Below are 18,963 nucleotides of genomic sequence, written 5' to 3'. Positions count from 1 at the left end.
TTATTATTTCTGAAGATAAATAACAAAACATTTATTCAATAAATACATGACTTGCGGCATGATTGATTTATTTTTGTAAGCTGCTAATTGCTCTTGCTATTTCATTCAGTGGGGTGTTCGGTTCTTTCTCGAATAGATAATTCGGAGTAAGAATATTGGTTAACTCCTTTAAGTTTTTAGTGCCAAGGCTCGAATTTATCGAGATGGCATCTGATCTTGCTAGGTAATATGCTGACAACTTTATATTGTGTTTGTATATCGGAACTAATATGCTAATTAAGAATAAAACAACACCAACGCCGCCAAATCTTATTAGGCTGGTTCTTATTAGTGTTATTGTGTCAGTGTCTTTGTATTTACCTTCAATATCATTCGCACTTCTCGCAGATTCTGCTTCTGATTTCAGTATCTTTAAATCAGTATCGGACTGGTTCTTATATCTCTCGACCTGTGTAACATCCGTTTTTGTTAATTCTCCTATGGCTAACATTTCGTTTGCTTTTTTTAACTCATTATCGAGATCTTTCAGCATAATAGAAACTGAAAAAATCTGAGAATCTATCTCTTCTTTCGATTTTGCTTCATTTATACTTGAGTAATATCCATATTTTTCCAAAAGATCTTCTTTTTTATTTATAAGATTTAATCTTTCGTTGGACTGACCGACAACTACCATCGCCCCGAGAATGTCCGATATGGTGCGAGCCCCGACCGATTGTTCTCGCTTCAAGCCCTCTAGTTCAGATTTCGCTAATTCCAATATTTTTTCCTGGCTAATCCGCGCTAACTCGAGTTCTTTGTAAGTAGATATAGGGGGTTTCGATTTATCTATTTCCTGTGCGTTCAAGAAAATATAGACAGATAAACCAAAAAGAGAAACAATTATAATGAGAATTAGATTTGCAATGATGTTATGATTCCGAGCTCTGACGCGAAACTCGAACGCGTAATGTTCAAATGCCTGCTTTTCTGGAAGTGATGGACTTCCTGTGCCATCCATGGTTCGCCCCCATTTACCAACCAACAGTTCCAACATATCTCCTTTCCTGACTTACTTCAATGCCGCTTAATCCCCTATGGCGCTATGCTCACCGGATCGAAGGAAGATATCGGCATATGTAGATGGCAATTTCTGAAGTGATATTTTAAATATTTTCTTGTTGTTCTTCGAGATTTATTCAATTAGTCATCACCCGCACCGCCACGGCGGCCGCCGATGCGCGGTTCTCGACCCCCAGCTTCACGAAGACCTGCTCCAGGTGCTTGTTCACCGTGCGGGGGCTGATGCCCAGGATGTCGCTGATGTCGCGGTTGGATTTGCCGTGGGCGATCCACACCAGCACCTCGGCCTCACGCGCCGTCAGGCTCAGGGCCTGCTGCAGGGCGCGTTCCGCGCGGCCGGCGCCGGTCTCGCTGATGCGGAACAGGAACTCGTCCGGTTCCGTCTGGCTGAGGTAGGCGACCTCCAGCCGGCGGGTGTCCTGCGCGTCGGGGCCGTCAATCAGGATGGATTGGTTGGGCGCGCCATCGCGGCGCAACTGGGCCAGGCGTTCGGTCACCGCCGGGGGCAGGCGGTCGGGGGCGTCCCCGCCGGACCCATCATCGGGGAAGAAGGCCGCCAGCAGGCGCTGGGCCTGGGGCGTGCACCAGCGCAGGGTGCCGCGCGCGTCGGTGGCCAGCAGATAGCGGCCGGTGGTGTCCAGGGCCACCTGGGCGCCATAGGCCACGCGGGCGTTGGCCAGGTGCACGCGGATGCGGGCCATCAGCTCATCCACCACGATGGGCTTGGTGACGTAGTCGACGCCGCCAGCCTGCAGGCCCTGCACCACGTGCTCCGTCTCGCTGAGGCCGGTCATGAAGATGACGGGCAGATGGGCCAGGGCCTGGTCGCGCTTCAGCCGGCGGCAGGTCTCGAACCCGTCCAGCCCGGGCATGACGGCGTCCATCAGCACCAGGTCCGGCGTCACCTGCTCCAGCAGCGCCAGGGCGCTTTCGCCGTCCGTCGCCACCAGCACGGTCAGGCCCGCCTGGTCCAGGGCGTCGGTCAGGAAGCCCAGGGTTTCCGGCGTGTCGTCCACCACCAGCACGGTGTCGCGGCGGCCGGGAGCGGTCTGGACGGCATCAATCATCGGCGTGCTTCCCCCGGTCCTGTCCGTCATCGCCTGGATCATCATTGGCCCCTCCCGTCTGTGTCCGTGCCGCCTCCAGCACCGCCATATAGCGCTTCAGATCGAAGGCGCGCACCAGGGTGCGCAGTTGGGCGGCGAAGGCGGCGGTGGCCGCGTCCTCCGTCTCCAGCTCGCGCAGCTTGGCCTCGATGCCGCGCACATGGCCGATACGGCCCAATTGCCACAGCGCCTCTACATGGGGTTGGGCCAGGGCCGGCACGGCGTCCGATGGCGCGATGGGTGCCGGCGCGGGGGCGGCCGGGGCGTACAGCCACTCCAGGCCCAGCAGCGCGCCGATACGTTCCAGCAGCACGTCCATGTCCACCGGCTTGATGACGAAGGCGTCGTGCGCAGCGCGGCCGCCATCCTCCCCACCCGCGGCGGCGCGGCCGGGGGTGTAGTCGTGGGCGTTGGCCGACACCATCATGATCTTCAGGCGCGGCAGGTCCAGGTCGCGCAGGGCCGCCGCCGCCTCCCACCCCGTCATGTGGGGCATGGAGATGTCCAGCAGGGCCAGGTCGGGCCTGCACTCCCGCGCCAGCTCCACGCACTCCCGCCCGTCGCGGGCGGCGAACAGCAGGAAGTCCAGCGGCCGCAGCAGGTTCTGGATCAGCGCCAGATGGTCGGGGTCGTCGTCGGCCACCAGCACGCGCAGGCGCGGGCCGGCATAGCCGTGGATGGTCCGGGCCGCCGGCGGGTCGTCCGGGCCGGACTGCGCTTCCGACAGCAGCAGGCGCACGGTGAAGGTGCTGCCCTGCCCCGGCGTGCTGGCGACCGCGATCTCCCCGCCCATGATGCGGGTCAGCAGGCGGGTGATGGTCAGGCCCAGGCCGGTGCCGGGCACGGCGCGGGCGTTGGCCATCCGCCCCCGCTCGAACGGTTCGAAGATGCGCTCCCTGTCCTCGGGCAGGATGCCGAAGCCGGTGTCCGACACCTCGAACTCCGCCACCTGGCTGCGATAGCGCACGCGCAGGGTGGCATGGCCCTGCGCCGTGTACTTCAGCGCGTTGGACAGCAGGTTGATCAGGATCTGGCGCAGGCGCTTCTGGTCGGTATGGACGAAGGCCGGCAGGTAGGCGGGGCGGTCGTAATGGAACCGGATGCCCTTGGCGGCGGCCTGCAGGCGGAACATGTCCACGATCTGGTCCAGGAACTCCACCAGCCGCACCTTATCGCGGGTCAGGCGCAACAGGCCGCTTTCAATCTTGCTGATGTCCAGCAGCCCGTCCACCAGGTTGGACAGGTGCTCCGCGCTGCGGCGGATGACGCGCACGCCGTCCGGGTTGCGGATGCTGGCGTCGCGTTCCAGCAGCTGGGCGTAGCCGAAGATGGCGTTCAGCGGCGTGCGGATCTCGTGGCTGATGCCGATGATGTAGCGGCTCTTGGCCACGTTGGCGGCCTCCGCCACCTCCTTGGCCTTTTGCAGGGCGGCGTCGGTGCGCTCATGCGCCTCGATCTCCTCCATCAGCATGCCGGTCTGGCGCGCCGTCTCCTCCTCCGCCACCCGCCGGCTTTCCAGGGCCAGCACCAGCAGCCAGGCGGCGACGCCGGAGACGATCAGCAGGGCGAAGAAGACGATCCACAGGGTGGTGGCGACCACGCCGCGCGCCTCCGGCACGGCGGCGCCATACTGCATGCCGATGAAGGACAGCAGGCCGCCGTTCACCAGCGTGAAGACGGCCATGACGCCCAGGAAACGGGCGGTGCGGGTGCGGACGCCGCCCGCCATGCGGCTGGGCAGCACGGCTTCCATCAGGCGGGCCAACTGGTCGGTGATGCGGCTCTCTTTCTTGCACAGGTCGTGGCAGCGGCTGTCCAGCGTGCAGCACAGGGAACAGATGGCCCCGGCATAGGCGGGGCAATGGGCCATGTCCCGCCGCTCGAACACGTTCTCGCAGATGACGCAGCGGGCCTCCGCCGCGTCAGCCGGCAGGTCGGTGTCGGGCCGCGCCAGGTAATAGCGGCCCCGGGTGGCCTTGGCGATCAGCGGGGCGGTAACGAAGGCCACGCCCAGGCCGATGAACGGCGCCATGGCCTGGGGCAAAGGCCCCAGCAGCGGCCCGAAGGCGCCCAGCGAGGCGAGGGTGGAGGCCACGACCGACAGGGCCATGGCGCCCACGCCCACCGGGTTGATGTCGTAGAGGTGGGCGCGCTTGAACTCGATGCCCGGCGGGCTCAGGCCCAGGGGCTTGTTGACCACCAGGTCGGCGGTCAGCGCCCCGATCCAGCCGGCGGCGAAGTTGGCGTACAGGTCCAGGATGCCGCCGATCACCCGGAAGATGCCCAGCTCCATCAGCATCAGGGCCAGGATGACGTTGAACACCAGCCAGACGACGCGGCCGGGATGGCTGTGCGTCAGGCGCGAGAAGAAGTTGGACCAGGCGATGGACCCGGCATAGGCGTTGGTGACGTTGATCTTGATCTGGCAGACGACGACGAAGACGCCGGTCAGCACCAGGGCGGCGGTGGGTGACGACAGCATCTCCTGGAAGGCGATGTAGAACACCTCCGTCGGCTGGGTGGCCTGTTCGGCCGACAGGCCGTGGCGCAGGGCCACCACCGCCAGGAAGGACCCGGCCAGCAGCTTCAGCCCACCCATGGCCACCCAGCCCGGCCCGGTGGTGATCAGGGCCGTCCACCAGGCCCAGCGCCCGGTCTTGCGCAGGGTGGGCAGGAAGCGCAGATAGTCCGCCTGCTCCCCGATCTGGGGCAGCAGGGACAGGAGCATGCTGGCCGCCATGCTGAACAGCAGCGGGTCGATATGGCCGTCGGCATGGCCCAACGCGCCGGGGAATTCCCGCCAGGCGGCCAGGTCCGCGCCGTGGTTCAGCGCCAGATAGACCAGGGGCGCCAGTTGCAGCAGCAGCCAGAGGGGCTGGGTCAGCAGCTGCATGCGGCTGATCAGGCGGATGCCGTAGACGGCGATGGGGATGACGACCAGGGAGCTGATGATGTGGGCCAGCCACAGCGGGATGCCCAGCGCCATCTGCAGCGCCGCCGACATGATGCTGGCCTCGATGGAGAACAGCAGGAAGGTGAAGCTGGCGTAGATCAGGGAGGTGAGGGTGGACCCCAGATAGCCGAAGCCGGCGCCGCGGGTCAGCAGGTCGATGTCCACGCCATGGCGGGCGGCGTAATAGGTGATGGGCAGGCCCACCAGGAACATCAGGACGGCGACGGCCAGGATGGCGGCGCTGGCGTTGGCATAGCCGTAGGTCAGGGTGGCGCTGCCGCCGATGGCCTCGCACGCCAGGAAGCTGATGGCGCCGAAGGCGGTGTTGGCCACGCGGAAGGATGACCAGCGCCGCGCCCGCGTGGCGGTGAAGCGCAGGGCGTAGTCCTCCAGCGTCTGGCTGGCGGCCAGCTGGTTGTATTGGCGCCGTTCCCTGACGATCCGCTGCCGCGCGCTCATGCCCCCCGCCTTAATGGCGGCCCTGCTATCCCCCATCGTTCCCCGTGCTTCTTTCCCAAAGAGGCGGCCCCGCGACCGACTTTACCGGTCGCGAGGCTGTAAGGAAGCCCCCTGAACCCTGTCCCCCCCAGAAAGGGGTCCAGTCGGGGGCAAGGTGGCTAGCCGCCGCCGGCAGGATAGGGGTGGAGTGGGAAGAACCCCATGGGGCGTTTGACGTATGGGGGTTCTGAATTCCTTAAAATTGCAGCTGCACGCCCAACACCACGGCGTTGCCGTCGGATTTGCCGGTGGTGCTGGTGATGACATATTCGGCGCTGATGCGGGCGTTGTGGCCATCAATGATGTAGTTGACGCCCAGGTCCGTCTGGCTGGTGGAGATGCCGGTCAGGTCGGCGTCGAAATGCTGGTAGCGCACCGTCGGCTGGAACTGGCCCCAGCCCACCTTGGCCGGGAACAGGAAGGCGCCGCCCACCAGATAGGCCTTGCCCTGGGTCAGGCCGCCGACATTGTCGGTGGGGCCGGCGGCGCCGAAGCTGCTGGGCACGTCGGCCACGCCGCCGGTATCGTACTGGTAATAGGCGCCCTCCAGCGTCACCACGCCGATGCCGTCCAGCTTTTTCTCGAACAGGCCGTCCACGTTCCAGGCGGCGTAGTCGCCCCGGCGGGCCAGCGTGCCCACGCCGTCCTGCTGGTACTGGGCGGCGAAGGCCAGGGTCAGCACATCGACGGAGCCGTAGTAGGTGCTGCTGGTGTAGTAGGCGGGGTCGGGCTCCGGATCCAAGAAGTTATAGGCGACGCGCCCGGCGTACAGCAGGTTGTCGGACTGGTTGCTGGCGCCGGTCACACGGTTGTGCCCCTCGAACGCGCCCACGGAATAGACCAGCTTCTTGTCCAGCAGCTTGCCCCAGACGGTGGCGCCGTCGTCGCGGCCGGCGAACTTGGCCGGATATTGCGACACGGTGCCGGGATAGGCCCAGGTGTTCAGGTAATAGGGGCCGTCCAGGTTGGCGCGGTCGCTGGGCGGCAGCATGCGGCCGACCCACAGGTTGATGCCGTCCGCCGGCTCGAACTGGGCGTAGCCGTCCAACACCTCCACCCGGCCGGCGCTGTCCCGCTCGGTGTTGAAGGTGGCCTTGATCATGGGCGTCAGCTGGCCGCTGATGTAGAGGCGCACGCTGTCCAGGTTGAAATCGGCGGAACGCGAGGTGCCGTCCGGCGCCCCATCCTCCACGCTGGTGAAGCTGGCGCGCACGCCCAGCCCCACCGTGATGGATTTGTCGCCGCCGGCGGAAATGGTCTCGCCCGCCCGCGCCGCCAGGGCGGGCAGGGTGAGGGCCGAGGCCAGAAGCGCCAGGCGCAGGCGGCGTTGCGACGTGTTGATGATGCCCGACATGATGTACTCCCCCGTCCTTAGGTCCCGTTGCCGTTATCGGTACCGGGAACTCGGGTCCCGGCGTCGGCTTCCGGGGCAGGATGGGGCTGGAGGGGCGAAATCATAATACGTCAAACTGCGTATGTTTTGTTTGATGGTGCTGGCATAAACAAGAATTCAATAGGTAGAAATCGTCTTTATCCTGCGGCGCGGACTGGATATGGTCTGGCCGCTTTTCTTGTTCTGGGCGTCACTATTCGGCGATTGTGGTCGAATGAATTTCGGCCCTTTGATCGGCGCCCGCCGCCCCAGCCACCCGCCGCCCCTGCCACCCGCCGCAGCGTCGCTCATTCTTTCGCATCCTCGTGGGAAACCAACCCTCGGAGAGGGGCATGGTGGAGCCATAGTGTTCCGTCAGTGAGACGGCATGTCCAAAATAGGCGTCTATCGGGTGGAATTTGGATCAGTAACTTACAGGGTGTCTTCTGACCCCAACCTGGAGTGATCCTCATGACCATCCTTGTTATTGGCGCCACCGGCCGCGTTGGCCGCCATGTCGTCGATCAGCTCGTCAAGCGCGGCGCCCCCGTTCGTGTGCTGACCCGTGACCCGTCCAAGGCCGGTTTCCCGGCCGGCGTGGAGGTGGCGCGGGGCGATCTGCTGGACATCGACAGCCTGCGCGCCGCCTTCACCGGCGTGGACACACTGTTCCTGCTGAACGCCGTCACCGGCGATGAGTTCACGCAGGCGATCATCACCCTGAACATCGCCCGCGAGGCGGGCGTGCGGCGGCTCGTCTACCTGTCGGTGATCCACGCCGACCGCTTCGTGAACGTGCCTCACTTCGCGGTGAAGCTGGGCGCCGAGCGCATGATCGAACAGATGGGCTTCAGCGCCACGATCCTGCGGCCCAGCTACTTCATCGACAACGAACTGATGATCAAGGACGTCATCGTCCATCATGGCGTCTATCCCATGCCGATCGGCGGCAAGGGCGTCGCCATGGTCGACGCCCGCGACATCGCCGAGGTCGCGGCCATAGAGCTGATCCGCCGCCGGCAGGGGCCGGTCGATGTGCCGGTCGAAACCATCAACCTGGTGGGCCCCGATACGCTGACGGGGGCTGACGTGGCGGCGATTTGGTCGGACATCCTGGGGCGCCCGATCGCTTATGGCGGTGACGGCCCCAGCGGCTTCGAGCGCACCATGGCCGGCTTCATGCCGACGTGGATGGCCTACGAAATGCGCCTGATGGCCGAGCGCTATGTCAGCGACGGCATGATCCCCGAAGCCGGCGATGTCGAGCGGCTGACCGGCATCCTGGGCCGTCCGCTGCATTCCTACCGCGACTTCGCGCGTGGGCTCGTACCCTCGGCCTGAACCGAAGCCTCCCTCAAGCGCGCGCCCCGGGCCGCCGGCCCAGGGCGCGCCTTGAAAGCAACGCACCGGCGGAGAATGAATGACCCATGCTCACGCCGGCGACACCTCCAGCAGCAGCGATTTCTCAAAGCTGACCGTCAGTACCGGATGGGCCGACGGCACCACGCCCAGGTCGCGCTCATCGACATAGTCGTGCACTCGGAAGCGGCCCCCGGCCGGCAGCCCGCGCAGGGTTAGGGGGCCGCTCCAGTGCGGCGCGTAAAAGGCGTAGTAGTAGCGTCCGCCGCTTTCCACCAGGTGGCCCTCCGGCTTGTCGAAGCCGATGTCGTAGACGTCGCCGCGATAGAGCCCTTCGGCCAGGCGCTTGTCGCGGTAAAGCCCGATCCATTTCCTCCAGTGGGCCTCGCGCTCCGGCGTCAACAGGAAGGAGTCCTTGGGCTTGGGGTCCACCGGCCAGGTGAATTTGGTCGAGACGATCCCGCCGATTCCGACGGTGGAGGCGAAGTCGTCACCACCGTCGGACAACTCGACATGGTCGCCGGCGAAGGGCGCCGACGGACCCATCAGCGCCTTCAGTGTCTTGCCCTTCAACCGCACCTGCCACGAGGACTCAGGGTCCGAGGCCGGCACCTGGTTGACGTAGGGGAAGTCGTAGACGCTGTAGGCGGTGCCGCAGGGGCAGAGTTCGACGACGGTGTCCTTGTCGATGGCCATCGCCGCTTCGTATATGGCGCGGAAGAAGCCGGGCAGCGCCTCGACCGACTCTTCGGGCCGGGCATGGTTATGCGCCGGGTTGTGGCAGGGGGCCACGCCGTTCAGATGCTGCCCGTCGATTTTCAGCCCCTTGAACCCCCATTCGCCCAGGAACTTCCTCACCAGCGCCACCGTGTGGGCGCGGGTCGGCTCATAGGCGGGGCACAGGTAGAAGCTGTTCCACCAGGTGACCAGCTGGGGGGCGCCCTCCTTGGACAGCAGCAGCATGTCGGTATGGTCGTGCAGCAGGTCGCTGCCGGGCGCCGCCGCCAGCGGCGCGTACCACAGGCGCGGCTTCAGGCCACCCTGGCGGATGCCGTCCACCAGTTTCAGGAAATCGGCCTCGCGCCCGGGATATTTGGCGGGGTCGACCACCCAATCGCCGATCGCCTTCTGCCAGCCGTCATCGATCACCGCCCAGTCCAGCCCCAATTCCTTGGCCTTGGGCACGGTGGCCTCGATCAGCTCTGGCGTGCACGACCGCTCATAGCCCCAGGCGCACCAGATGGGTTCGAACGAGGCGGCGGAGGGTTGCGGCGGCCGCACGCCCCGGTCGGCGGCGATGCGGCGGTAGGCGTCGAGCGCCGGGAAGTAGTCGCCCGCATGCACGGCCAGAAGCGTCTCCAGCGTGTCGAGTGTCCCGCCGGGCGCCAGCACGACGTCGCGCTCGGCGGTCAGGGCCAGGCGCGCGCCGCCCTTGTCCTCGCTGACCGGCAGCGACACCAGTTCCGGCACCGGCGCCAGATGGCCGACGGCCAGGCCGCCCTCGCGCCGCCACAGGTCCGCGATCGGCGGCCCCCCACCGTAATCCGAGGACGACATGCCCAAATAATTGTCCTGGGCGAATCCGGCCTTCACCGGTTGCAGCCAGTCGCGCCGGTCGGCATAGGTGCCGCCGGAATAGGACCAGAAGGCAGGGGCCGGGCCGCCCGGCGGCAGCAGGCGATGCGCGCCGTTGCGCCAGCCGGTCGCCGCCACGGCCTTCCCGGTGGTGTTGCGGTAAGAGACCTGCATGAACACCACGCCGGGGTAGCGCGCGTACTGGCGCAGGGTCAGGGTCTTTTCGATGCCCTGCCTGGACAGGCCGGCCAGGCGCACCTGGCGGCCGGGGCCATGGCGGTCATTGACGGCCTGCGCGGTTGTTTCGCGCAGCGCGAACAATATGGCGTCATGGCCGCCAACCAGGGACAGGGTCTCGCCGGCGTCGAAACCGGTCAACCACAGCGGCTTGCCCTCCGTCACCAGGGCGATGCGCGATCGCATCTGACTGTCGAATTCGATGCGCAGCCAGTCATCCGCGAACACCACCGCCTCCCCCGGCGACGCCAGCGCACGCATCGGCGTGGCCATGGGCGCGGCCAGCGCCAGGCTCGTCGTCATCTTGAGGAAGGCGCGGCGCGAGGAAGGCTGCTTCATGGCGAGTCCAGACGATTATCGATGTCGTTCGTTTGGAAGTTATGGCGAACGGAATCGAAATTCAATATGAAGATCGCAATAAAACGAAACTTACCGGATCGCGTTCGTCCCTACACCCGCCGCAAATCCACGCCCAGGGACCGGCAGGCGGTGGCGATGGTATCGGGTGCCGCCTCGTCGGTGATCAGCATGTCGATCTCGCCCACGCCGATGATGCGATGCAGGCAGACCCGGCCGAATTTCGAACTGTCGGTGACGGCGACGGTCTGGCGGGCCACGTCGGCCATCTTGCGGTTGAGGATGGCTTCGGCCTCGTGATGGGTGGTGATGCCCCGCTCGATGTCGATGCCGTCGACGCCCAGGAACAGCTTATCGACCGCCAGCTCGCTCAGCGCCGCCACCGTCTGGGCGCTGTAGAACGCCATGTTCTTGCGCCGCAGTTCTCCGCCGATCAGCACCACGCGGATATGGCTCTTGCCGGCCAGCTCGGTCACGATGTTGAGGTCGTTGGTGACGACGGTCAAATCTTCGATATCCGGCAGGAAACGGGCGATTTGCAGGGTGGTTGTACCGGAATCCAGCACGATGGACTCACCGGGGTTGATCAGCCCGGCGGCGAAGCGGCCGATGCGCTCCTTCTCCGCGTGCTGCAGCTCCAGCTTGGCGGCGACCGGGGACTCAATGGCAGCCGTCGTCGCCGAGCCGACCACGTCGGAAGCGATGGCGCCGCCATAAGAGCGTGCGGTGACGCCGTGCTCCGTCAGGAAGTGCAAATCCTTGCGGATGGTCTGCATCGAAACGCGGAACCTTTTGGCCAGGTCCGCCACCTGGACGCTGCCGTGCTGGCGCACCATGGCGCTGATCTGGCTGCGCCGCTCGCTGGTATCGCGCTTGATGCTCATCTTTCGTTTTCCTGACCTTGGACGCCTACGAGTGCGGCACTTGCCCAGGCGCGTCAATTGGAAAAACCGCCCGCCAGGGATTCGCTTCAAAGCGCGCGATTCAGTGTGTTGCGTTTTCCATCTTCTTTCAGTAAGGTCGCGAAGTGACAAGAAAACGAAACTTAGCAAAACGAACCTCAAGGGAGTGCCGCGTGTCCAGTATGGCCATCCCCGCCTATCGCCGTCCCTGGCTGCTCTTCGCACTGCTGACCACCGGTTTGTGGGGTGTGTGGGGCGCCTTTGCCGGTGCCCCGGCGGAAAACGGTTTTCCCGAGACGCTGATCTACGTCGTGTGGGCGTTCACCATGATCCCGCCCGCGCTGTACGCCCTGTGGCGGGTCGACTGGAACTGGCCATGGGATCGCCGCTCCCTGATCTATGGCGCGGCGGTCGGGTTGCTGGGTGCCGGCGGCCAGATGGTCCTGTTCCACGCGGTGCGGATCGGCCCGACCTATCTGATCTTTCCGGTCATCGCCCTGTCGCCGCTGGTCACCATCGTCCTGTCGGCCACGCTCCTGCGGGAGCGGGTGACCTGGATCGGCGGCCTGGGCATCCTGTGCGCCCTGGTGGCGCTGCCGCTGTTCGATTTCTCACCCGGCGGCGCCGGGACCGGGCAGGGCCTGGCCTGGTTCGTGCTGGCGCTGCTGGTGCTGGTCGCCTGGGGCGTGCAGGGCTTCTTCATGAAATACGCGGCGCCGGTGATGAGCGCCGAGGCCATCTTCGCCTACATGGCGCTGACCGGGCTGTTGCTGGCCCCCGTCGCCCTGGCTATGACCGACTTCTCGCAGCCGATCAATTACGGCTGGTCGGGCCCGGGCCTGGCCGCCGCCACCCAGATCCTGAATTCGATCGGGGCGCTGACCCTGGTCTACGCCTTCCGCCACGGCAGGGCGATCGTCGTTTCGCCCCTGGCCAATGCCGGCGCCCCGCTGATCACCGCGCTGATTTCGCTGGCTGCGCTGGGGCTGGTGCCCGCCGTCCCCAAGCTGGCCGGCATCGGACTGGCCTTCGCCGCGGCGGCCCTCCTGACCATTGAACCCGAGGACCAGGCATGAAAGCGATACTCGATCTGATCGAACGGCACCGCGCCGGCGAACCGGTCGGCATCTATTCCGTCTGCTGCGCCCATCCGCTGGCGATCAAGGCGGCGCTGCGCCATGCCCGCGAGGCGGGTGGCCAGGCGTTGATCGAGGCGACTTCCAACCAGGTGAACCAGGAGGGGGGGTATACCGGCCTTCGCCCGGACGGCTTCCGCGACCTGGTCCTGGGCCTGGCGGACGAGGCCGGCCTGCCGCGCGACCGTGTGCTGCTGGGCGGCGACCATCTCGGCCCCAATGCCTGGCGGGCGATGGACGCCGAGGAAGCGATGAAGCGGGCCGCCGTGATGGTGGCGGATTATGTGACGGCCGGCTTCCGCAAGATCCATCTGGATTGTTCGATGTCCTGCGGCGGCGATCCGCGCGGCCTTTCCGACGCGGTGATCGCCGAGCGCACCGCCACCTTGTGCGAACGCACCGAGGCGGCCTGGAAAGACGCCGGCGGCGAACCGCCGGTCTACATCATCGGTTCGGAAGTGCCGGTCCCCGGCGGCGCGCAGGAAGTGCTGGATGAACTGGCGGTGACCGATCCCGACGCCGCGCGCGCCACCATCGAGGCGCATCGGCAAGCCTTCGTCCGGCACGGGCTGGAGGCGGCATGGGATCGGGTGGTCGGTCTGGTGGTCCAGCCGGGCGTCGAGTTCGACAACCACCACGTGGTCGATTATGTGCCGGCCAAGGCGGAGAAACTGAGCGCCTCGATCGAGAGCCAGCCGCATCTGGTGTTCGAGGCCCATTCCACCGATTACCAAAGTGCCGCCGCCCTGGCCGCCCTGGTGCGCGACCATTTCGCCATCCTCAAGGTCGGTCCCGGCGTCACCTTCGCCTTGAGGGAGGCACTGTGGGCCCTGGACCGCATCGGCCAGGAATGGCAGGGCGACGACCGGTCCGCCAGCCTGCGCGACACCGTGCTGGCCGCCATGCATGACGACCCGACCTATTGGAAGCCCTATTACGAGGGGCGGGGCGCCGAGCTGGATCTCCAGCTGCAATACAGCCTGTCCGACCGCATCCGCTACTACTGGCCGGCCGGCCGGGTCGCCCGCGCGGTCAGGCGGCTCTGCGCCGCGTTCGATGCCGACCCGCCCCCCTTGGCCCTGGTCAGCCAGTACATGCCCGCCGCCTATGAGGCGATCCGCGCCGGCGCGCTGGCCCTGAAGGGCGAGGACCTGGTCATCCACCACATCCGGGAGACGCTGACCCCGTACTCCCGCGCCTGCGATCAACGGAGCACCCATTAATGACTTTCACCGGATTGGCCGCCGACGAGCTGGAGGCGCGCGGCGGCGGGTGGACTGCGCGCGAGATACGCCAGCAACCCGCCATGTGGGTCGCCACCGAGCAGCTCATCCAGGCGCTGCGCCCGCACGTTGAGGCGTTCCTGGCACCCTTGATGGCGCACACCGACCTGCGGGTGGTTCTGACCGGCGCCGGCAGCTCCGACTATATCGGCCGCTCGCTGGTGCCGGACTTGCTGGCCGGGCTCAGCCGTAGGGTCGAAGCCATCGCCACCACCGATCTGGTGGTCGGCGGCGGCCAGCTCCTACAGCGCGACGTGCCGACCTTGCTGGTGTCCTTCGCCCGCTCGGGCAACAGCCCTGAGAGCGTCGCCGCCACGGAGATTGCCGAGACCTATCTGGCCCAGTGCCGCCATCTGATCGTCACCTGCAACGGCGACGGCGCCCTGTATCGGCGCCACCACGGCAGGCCGGGCAGCCTGGTCGCGCTGCTGCCCGAGGCGACCCACGACCGGGGCTTCGCCATGACGTCGAGCTTCACCTCGATGGCGCTGGCGGCGCGGCGCCTCCTGCTGCCGGACCAGCCCGTCGATGTCGCCCGCATCGGCGCGGCGGCGGACCTGGTTTCCGCCGATCATGGCGGCTCGCTGGCCGCCGCCGCCGGGGGCGGGTTCAGGCGGGTGGTCTACCTGGGCAGCCGCGGCCTGGCGGGCATCGCGGACGAGGCGGCGCTGAAACTGCTGGAACTGACCGATGGCGAGATCGTCGCCATGGCCCAGACGCCGCTGGGCTTCCGCCATGGCCCGAAGACCTTCGTCGATGGGGAGACCCTGGTGGTGCTGTTCCTGTCCAACGACCCGCAGGCGCGCCGCTATGAATTGGACGTGGCGCGCGAGATCGCCGGCGACGGCATCGCCGGCCGGCTGCTGGTGCTGGCGGGGCAGGGGCATGGCCTGGACGGCCTGGGCGCCGACCTGCTGCCCGGCCTGGATGGCGCATCCGATGCCGAATTGAGCTTCCCCTACCTGACCTGGGCCCAGGCCTTCGCCCTGGGCCGCTCGCTGGCCCTGGGCCGCACCCCCGACAACCCCAGCCGCACCGGGGCGGTCAACCGGGTGGTGCAGGGCGTGACCATCTATCCCGAGCCGGGGAGGGCCTGATGTTCCTCGGCGTCGATGGCGGCGGCACCAAGACCGCCTTCCTGCTGCTCAGCCCGAGGGCGCGGTGCTGGCCCGCCACGAGGGCGGTTCCTCCTACCATCCCGAGGTCGGGATCGAGGGGGTGCGCGCCATGCTGAACGATGGCGTGCGCGCGGTGCTGGCCCAGGCCGGCCTGCCGCCCGCCGCCATCCGCCACGCCTTCTTCGGCCTGCCCACCGTGGGTGAGGATCCGGCCACCGATCCCGTCCTGGCGGACGCGGCCGGTGCCGCCATGGCCGGCGGCCGGTACAGCTGCGGCAACGACATGGTCGGCGGCTGGGCGGGCGCCCTGGCGTGCGAGGACGGCATCGTCATCACGGCCGGCACCGGCTCGATCGCCTACGGCGAATACCAGGGCCGTGGCGCCCGCGCCGGCGGCTGGGGCGAGGTCTTCGGCGACGAGGGCTCGGCCCATTGGATCGGCCGCGAGGGGCTGGGCCTGTTCTCGAAGATGAGCGACGGGCGCATGCCGCCCGGTCCGCTGCTCGATCTGGTCCGCGCCCGCTTCCAGCTGGCCCGCGACATCGATCTGTGCGGCCTGGTCAACACGCCGGGCGGTGCCGCGCGCAGCGCTGTCGCCCAGGTATCGCAGGCCGTGGCTGCCGCCGCAGAGGCCGGTGACGAGGCCGCCAGGGCGATCTTCATCCGCGCCGGGGGCGAGCTGGCCCGTCTGGCCGACGCCGTGCGCGCGGGTCTTGGCGTGCCGGAGGGCGAGGAACTGGCCCTGTCGTATGTCGGCGGGGTGTTCCGCGCCGGCGCCCTGGTGCTCGACCCCTTCGCCGCGGCGCTGGAGGCCGGCGGCCATCGCTATCGCCTGCGGCCGCCGCTGCTGACCCCCGTGGTCGGTGCAGCACTCTATGCCGCCCGCGCCGGCGGGATCCGTTTCAGCCGCGAGCAGGTGACGACGCTCGCATCAAAATGAAAGCGGCCTCGAATGCCGCGACCGAACAGGAGGTGGAAAGAATGAGGAGAGGTCTTAAGACGACCCACAGAACGCCGCAAAGCGCCTGGATCCTGCCGATGATCCTGGCGATGGGATGCGGGGGCGGGGCCTGGGCGCAATCGGCGGGTTCCGGTGCCGCCAATGGTCCCTCCGCCACGGGCGAGTTGGAGGAGATCGTGGTCACCGGCATCCGCGCCGACCTGGAAAAGTCGCTGGAGGTGAAAAGGAACGCCTCCGTCGTCCTTGATTCCATCAACTCCACCGAGTTGGGGCGCTTCCCCGACGCCGACGTCGCCGATTCACTGGCGCATCTGCCCGGCATCACCATTTCGCGCACCACCGGCGGCGAGGGGCAGAAGGTCAGCGTGCGGGGCCTGGGGGCGCAGTACAACATCGTCACCTGGAACAACCGCGTCCTGGCCACCGACGACGACGGCCGCGACCTGGCCTTCGACGTGCTGCCGTCCGAGGTCATCACCGCCGCCGACGTACTGAAATCGCCCCAGGCGTCGGCGCTGGAGGGCAGCATCGGCGGCACGGTGAATTTGCGCACCGCCAGCCCCTTCGACAATCCCGGCCTGCATGGCGGCGTCCATGCCGAGGGCGACTACAACGACATGTCGACCCTGCACGGCCAGAAATATACGGCCTTCCTGTCCGATACCGATTCAACCGGCACCTGGGGAATCCTGATCGGCGCCGTGCATTCGGACAACAATATCCGCACGGACTCGCTGAACGCCTACCAGCAGAACATCTACGGCCCGAACACCTATCCGTTCGACGGCAGCGGCAATCCGCGCGCCCTGGCGGCGACGCCCTGCTGCATCACCTTCGGTTCCATCTATGACGAGAAGAAGCGCGACGCGGTGTCGGGCAGCATCGAATGGCGCCCGACCGACACGCTGAAGATCGCCGTGGATGGCCTGTGGACCCGGCTGCAGGATCCGCAGGTCGGCTACAACGAAAGCTATTACTTCCCCTACGGCAGCGACCAGAACGGCAATCCGACCTGGAGCAACGCCACCTATCAGAACGGCATCATCAGCGGCGTGTCGGTCAACGACTTCCAGCCGGAAATGGTCAACAACACCGTGGCCCGCAAGGTCGATACCTCGCTGGTCGGCCTGAATGCCAAGTGGCAGGCCACGTCACGGCTGTCCCTGGCGCTGGACGCCTACCGCTCTGCCGCCGACCGGCCCGAGGGCGGCAAGGACACCTTCATGACCGCCGGCCTGGTGTCCGCCACGCCCTATGCCGAGGACATCCTGAACATGTCCGATAATGTGCGCGGACTGCCCAGCCTCAACGTCGCCATACCGCCCAGCCAGCTTGGCCTCGGCGCCTGCCCGTCGGGAACGGCCAGTTCGACCAATGCCGGATATTGCTCCTACACGGCGCTGATGAACTCCGGCTTCCTCAACGACAACAAATACTGGTCGACCCACTATGTCGGTCTCAACGGCTACACCGTGAAGGACCAGGTGCGCGGCATCAATCTCGACGGCACCTATGACGTCAACGCCTTCTTCATCGACCGCCTCACCTTCGGCGGGGGGGAGACGCGGCGCGAGAAAAGCCGCCTGGACATCAGCAACGACTGGGACAACGGCTCGGGCCAGTACGGCACCCTATACAACACCGCCGGCTGCCCCATCCAATGCAACCCCTATTCCTTCGCCTCGCAGGGCTATGACGTGGTCACCATGGTCAGCCCGCCCAATTTCATGCAGGGCGCCGGCGGTTCCTTCCCGACCACCCTGCCGCGCCTCAACTCGGCGGCGCTGCTGAACTTCCTCAAGAGCCTGAACGGCAAGCCCAACCCCTTCTATTGCCAGAATTACCCGACCGTCTGCGAAGCACCCTACACGGCGTTCGACTTCTCGCAGACCCTGCCGCAGGAAAACCCCTACAATTCCTATAGCGTGAAGGAGCGCACCGACAGCTTCTATGTCGAGGCGGAGATGTCGGGCGCGCGCTGGTCGGGCAATGTCGGTGTGCGCGTGGTGCGCACCGAAACCGACGCCAGCACCGCCGCGGCCGTGCCGGTGTCGCTATGGACCCCGACCGCCGTTGGCGCCACCCAGACCTGGAACGTGCAATACGCCACCGGCCAGGCCTCGACCTCGCACGGCTCGTACATCATCCCGCTGCCGTCCGCCAATTTCGCCTATTGGGCCATGCCGGAGGAATTGCAGCTGCGTGCGGCGGTGGCCCAGACCCTGTCGCGCCCCAACCTCAACCAACTGGCGCCGACCTCGTCCAACAACGCCATCAACGGCGAGCCCCAGCTGTTCTACGGCGGCACCGCCGGCCTGCGCCCCATCAAGGCCTGGCAGGCGGATCTGTCGGCCGAATGGTACTACATGCCGCATGCCGCCTTCACCGTCGCCCTGTTCGGCAAGCGGATCCGCGACGACATCTATGAAGGCGTGTCGACGAACGTGGATCTTGGCACCATGCAGTATGTCGGCGGCCCGCCCGGCACCGTGCCCGGCACGCCCTTCCTGTGGACGGTGACGGCCCCCTCCAACGGCGCCAAGAGCACCTTCGCCGGCATCGAGCTGACCTGGCAGCACATGACCGATCTGGGTGTCGGCATCCATGCCCAGTTCACCGCCACCAGCAGCCAGGGCTACGACCAGAACGGCAAATCGCTGGGCGCGATCGACCCGGTGCCGCCCATAACCTCGTCACTGAGCCTGATCTACGACAAGGACGGGCTGTCCGGCGACATCACCTGGGACCACGCGTCGGGCTACACCTACGCCTGCTCGATGTGCACCGAGGTGCCCGGCTGGCCGGCCAAGGCCGACTCCTTCGACTGGGTCACGGCCAGCGTCCATTACAAGTTCCTGCATGGCTTCGACGTTTATGTGGAGGCCAAGAACCTGACCAACGCGGTGGCGCGCACCTACCTCAACGGCAATCCGCTGTTGCCCTGGGCGCCCGGCCAGTCGGTGGGGCAGAGCGCCAGCGGCGTGGGTGCCGGATATTCCGCCTACGGCCGCACCTTCGTGGCCGGCGCGGCCTATCAATTCTGA

General features: G+C 66.0%; 13 protein-coding genes. 6 read left to right on the top strand and 7 right to left on the bottom strand.

Features of this window, described 5'->3' with window-relative positions; all coding sequences use genetic code 11:
• Window positions 1-67 precede the first annotated feature (67 nt).
• The 5 genes from FBZ89_RS21005 to FBZ89_RS30960 all read right to left on the bottom strand — a co-directional run bounded on the left by FBZ89_RS21005 (window position 68) and on the right by FBZ89_RS30960 (window position 7,303).
• Window positions 68-1,036: a hypothetical protein gene (locus FBZ89_RS21005; protein WP_145751860.1), complete on the bottom strand. Its 969-nt coding sequence runs from the start codon at window positions 1,034-1,036 to the stop codon at window positions 68-70.
• Window positions 1,037-1,178: 142 nt separating this feature from the next.
• A complete protein-coding gene (locus FBZ89_RS21000; protein WP_145751858.1) occupies window positions 1,179-2,129 on the bottom strand; it encodes a response regulator transcription factor in 951 nt (316 codons plus the stop codon).
• Entirely contained in the window at window positions 2,122-5,580 is a 3,459-nt protein-coding gene (locus FBZ89_RS20995) for a hybrid sensor histidine kinase/response regulator (RefSeq protein WP_145751856.1), read from the bottom strand. The genes FBZ89_RS21000 and FBZ89_RS20995 overlap by 8 nt, the downstream gene beginning before the upstream one ends.
• Window positions 5,581-5,815: 235 nt before the next feature.
• A complete protein-coding gene (locus FBZ89_RS20990; protein ID WP_145751854.1) occupies window positions 5,816-6,973 on the bottom strand; it encodes a porin in 1,158 nt (385 codons plus the stop codon).
• Between the two features lie 156 nt (window positions 6,974-7,129).
• Window positions 7,130-7,303, bottom strand: a complete 174-nt coding sequence (locus FBZ89_RS30960) for a hypothetical protein (RefSeq protein WP_186457485.1) — start codon at window positions 7,301-7,303, stop codon at window positions 7,130-7,132.
• A 159-nt stretch (window positions 7,304-7,462) separates the two neighbouring features.
• Between FBZ89_RS30960 and FBZ89_RS20985 the strand changes: the two genes are divergently transcribed.
• Entirely contained in the window at window positions 7,463-8,332 is an 870-nt protein-coding gene (locus tag FBZ89_RS20985; protein WP_145751852.1) for an SDR family oxidoreductase, read from the top strand.
• Window positions 8,333-8,422: 90 nt separating this feature from the next.
• Here the strand turns inward: FBZ89_RS20985 and FBZ89_RS20980 are convergent, their stop codons facing one another.
• Together FBZ89_RS20980 and agaR are read right to left on the bottom strand one after the other, a co-directional pair.
• Window positions 8,423-10,501: a glycoside hydrolase family 36 protein gene (locus FBZ89_RS20980; RefSeq protein WP_145751851.1), complete on the bottom strand. Its 2,079-nt coding sequence runs from the start codon at window positions 10,499-10,501 to the stop codon at window positions 8,423-8,425.
• 110 nt (window positions 10,502-10,611) lie between these two features.
• Window positions 10,612-11,403 (bottom strand): transcriptional repressor AgaR, encoded by a 792-nt coding sequence (gene agaR, locus FBZ89_RS20975; RefSeq protein ID WP_145751849.1) that lies wholly within the window; start codon window positions 11,401-11,403, stop codon window positions 10,612-10,614.
• Window positions 11,404-11,603: 200 nt separating this feature from the next.
• Between agaR and FBZ89_RS20970 the strand changes: the two genes are divergently transcribed.
• The 5 genes from FBZ89_RS20970 (at window position 11,604) to FBZ89_RS20950 (ending at window position 18,963) form a co-directional block, all read left to right on the top strand.
• Window positions 11,604-12,497 (top strand): DMT family transporter, encoded by an 894-nt coding sequence (locus tag FBZ89_RS20970; RefSeq protein WP_145751975.1) that lies wholly within the window; start codon window positions 11,604-11,606, stop codon window positions 12,495-12,497.
• A complete protein-coding gene (locus tag FBZ89_RS20965; protein ID WP_145751847.1) occupies window positions 12,494-13,780 on the top strand; it encodes a D-tagatose-bisphosphate aldolase, class II, non-catalytic subunit in 1,287 nt (428 codons plus the stop codon). The genes FBZ89_RS20970 and FBZ89_RS20965 overlap by 4 nt, the downstream gene beginning before the upstream one ends.
• Window positions 13,780-14,937, top strand: coding sequence for an AgaS family sugar isomerase (locus FBZ89_RS20960; RefSeq protein ID WP_145751846.1), 1,158 nt, complete (start codon window positions 13,780-13,782; stop codon window positions 14,935-14,937). Before FBZ89_RS20965 ends, FBZ89_RS20960 begins: the two co-directional genes overlap by 1 nt.
• Before the next feature lie 64 nt (window positions 14,938-15,001).
• Complete coding sequence (locus FBZ89_RS20955) at window positions 15,002-15,898, top strand: N-acetylglucosamine kinase (RefSeq protein ID WP_211115300.1); 897 nt, start codon at window positions 15,002-15,004, stop codon at window positions 15,896-15,898.
• A gap of 41 nt (window positions 15,899-15,939) precedes the next feature.
• Complete coding sequence (locus tag FBZ89_RS20950; protein WP_186457484.1) at window positions 15,940-18,963, top strand: TonB-dependent receptor; 3,024 nt, start codon at window positions 15,940-15,942, stop codon at window positions 18,961-18,963.

The organism is Nitrospirillum amazonense, assembly GCF_007828045.1.
GTDB classification, from domain to species: Bacteria; Pseudomonadota; Alphaproteobacteria; order Azospirillales; family Azospirillaceae; genus Nitrospirillum; species Nitrospirillum amazonense_C.
Note: the sequence above shows the minus strand (reverse complement) of the source record. Positions and strands in the feature narration are given on the sequence as shown.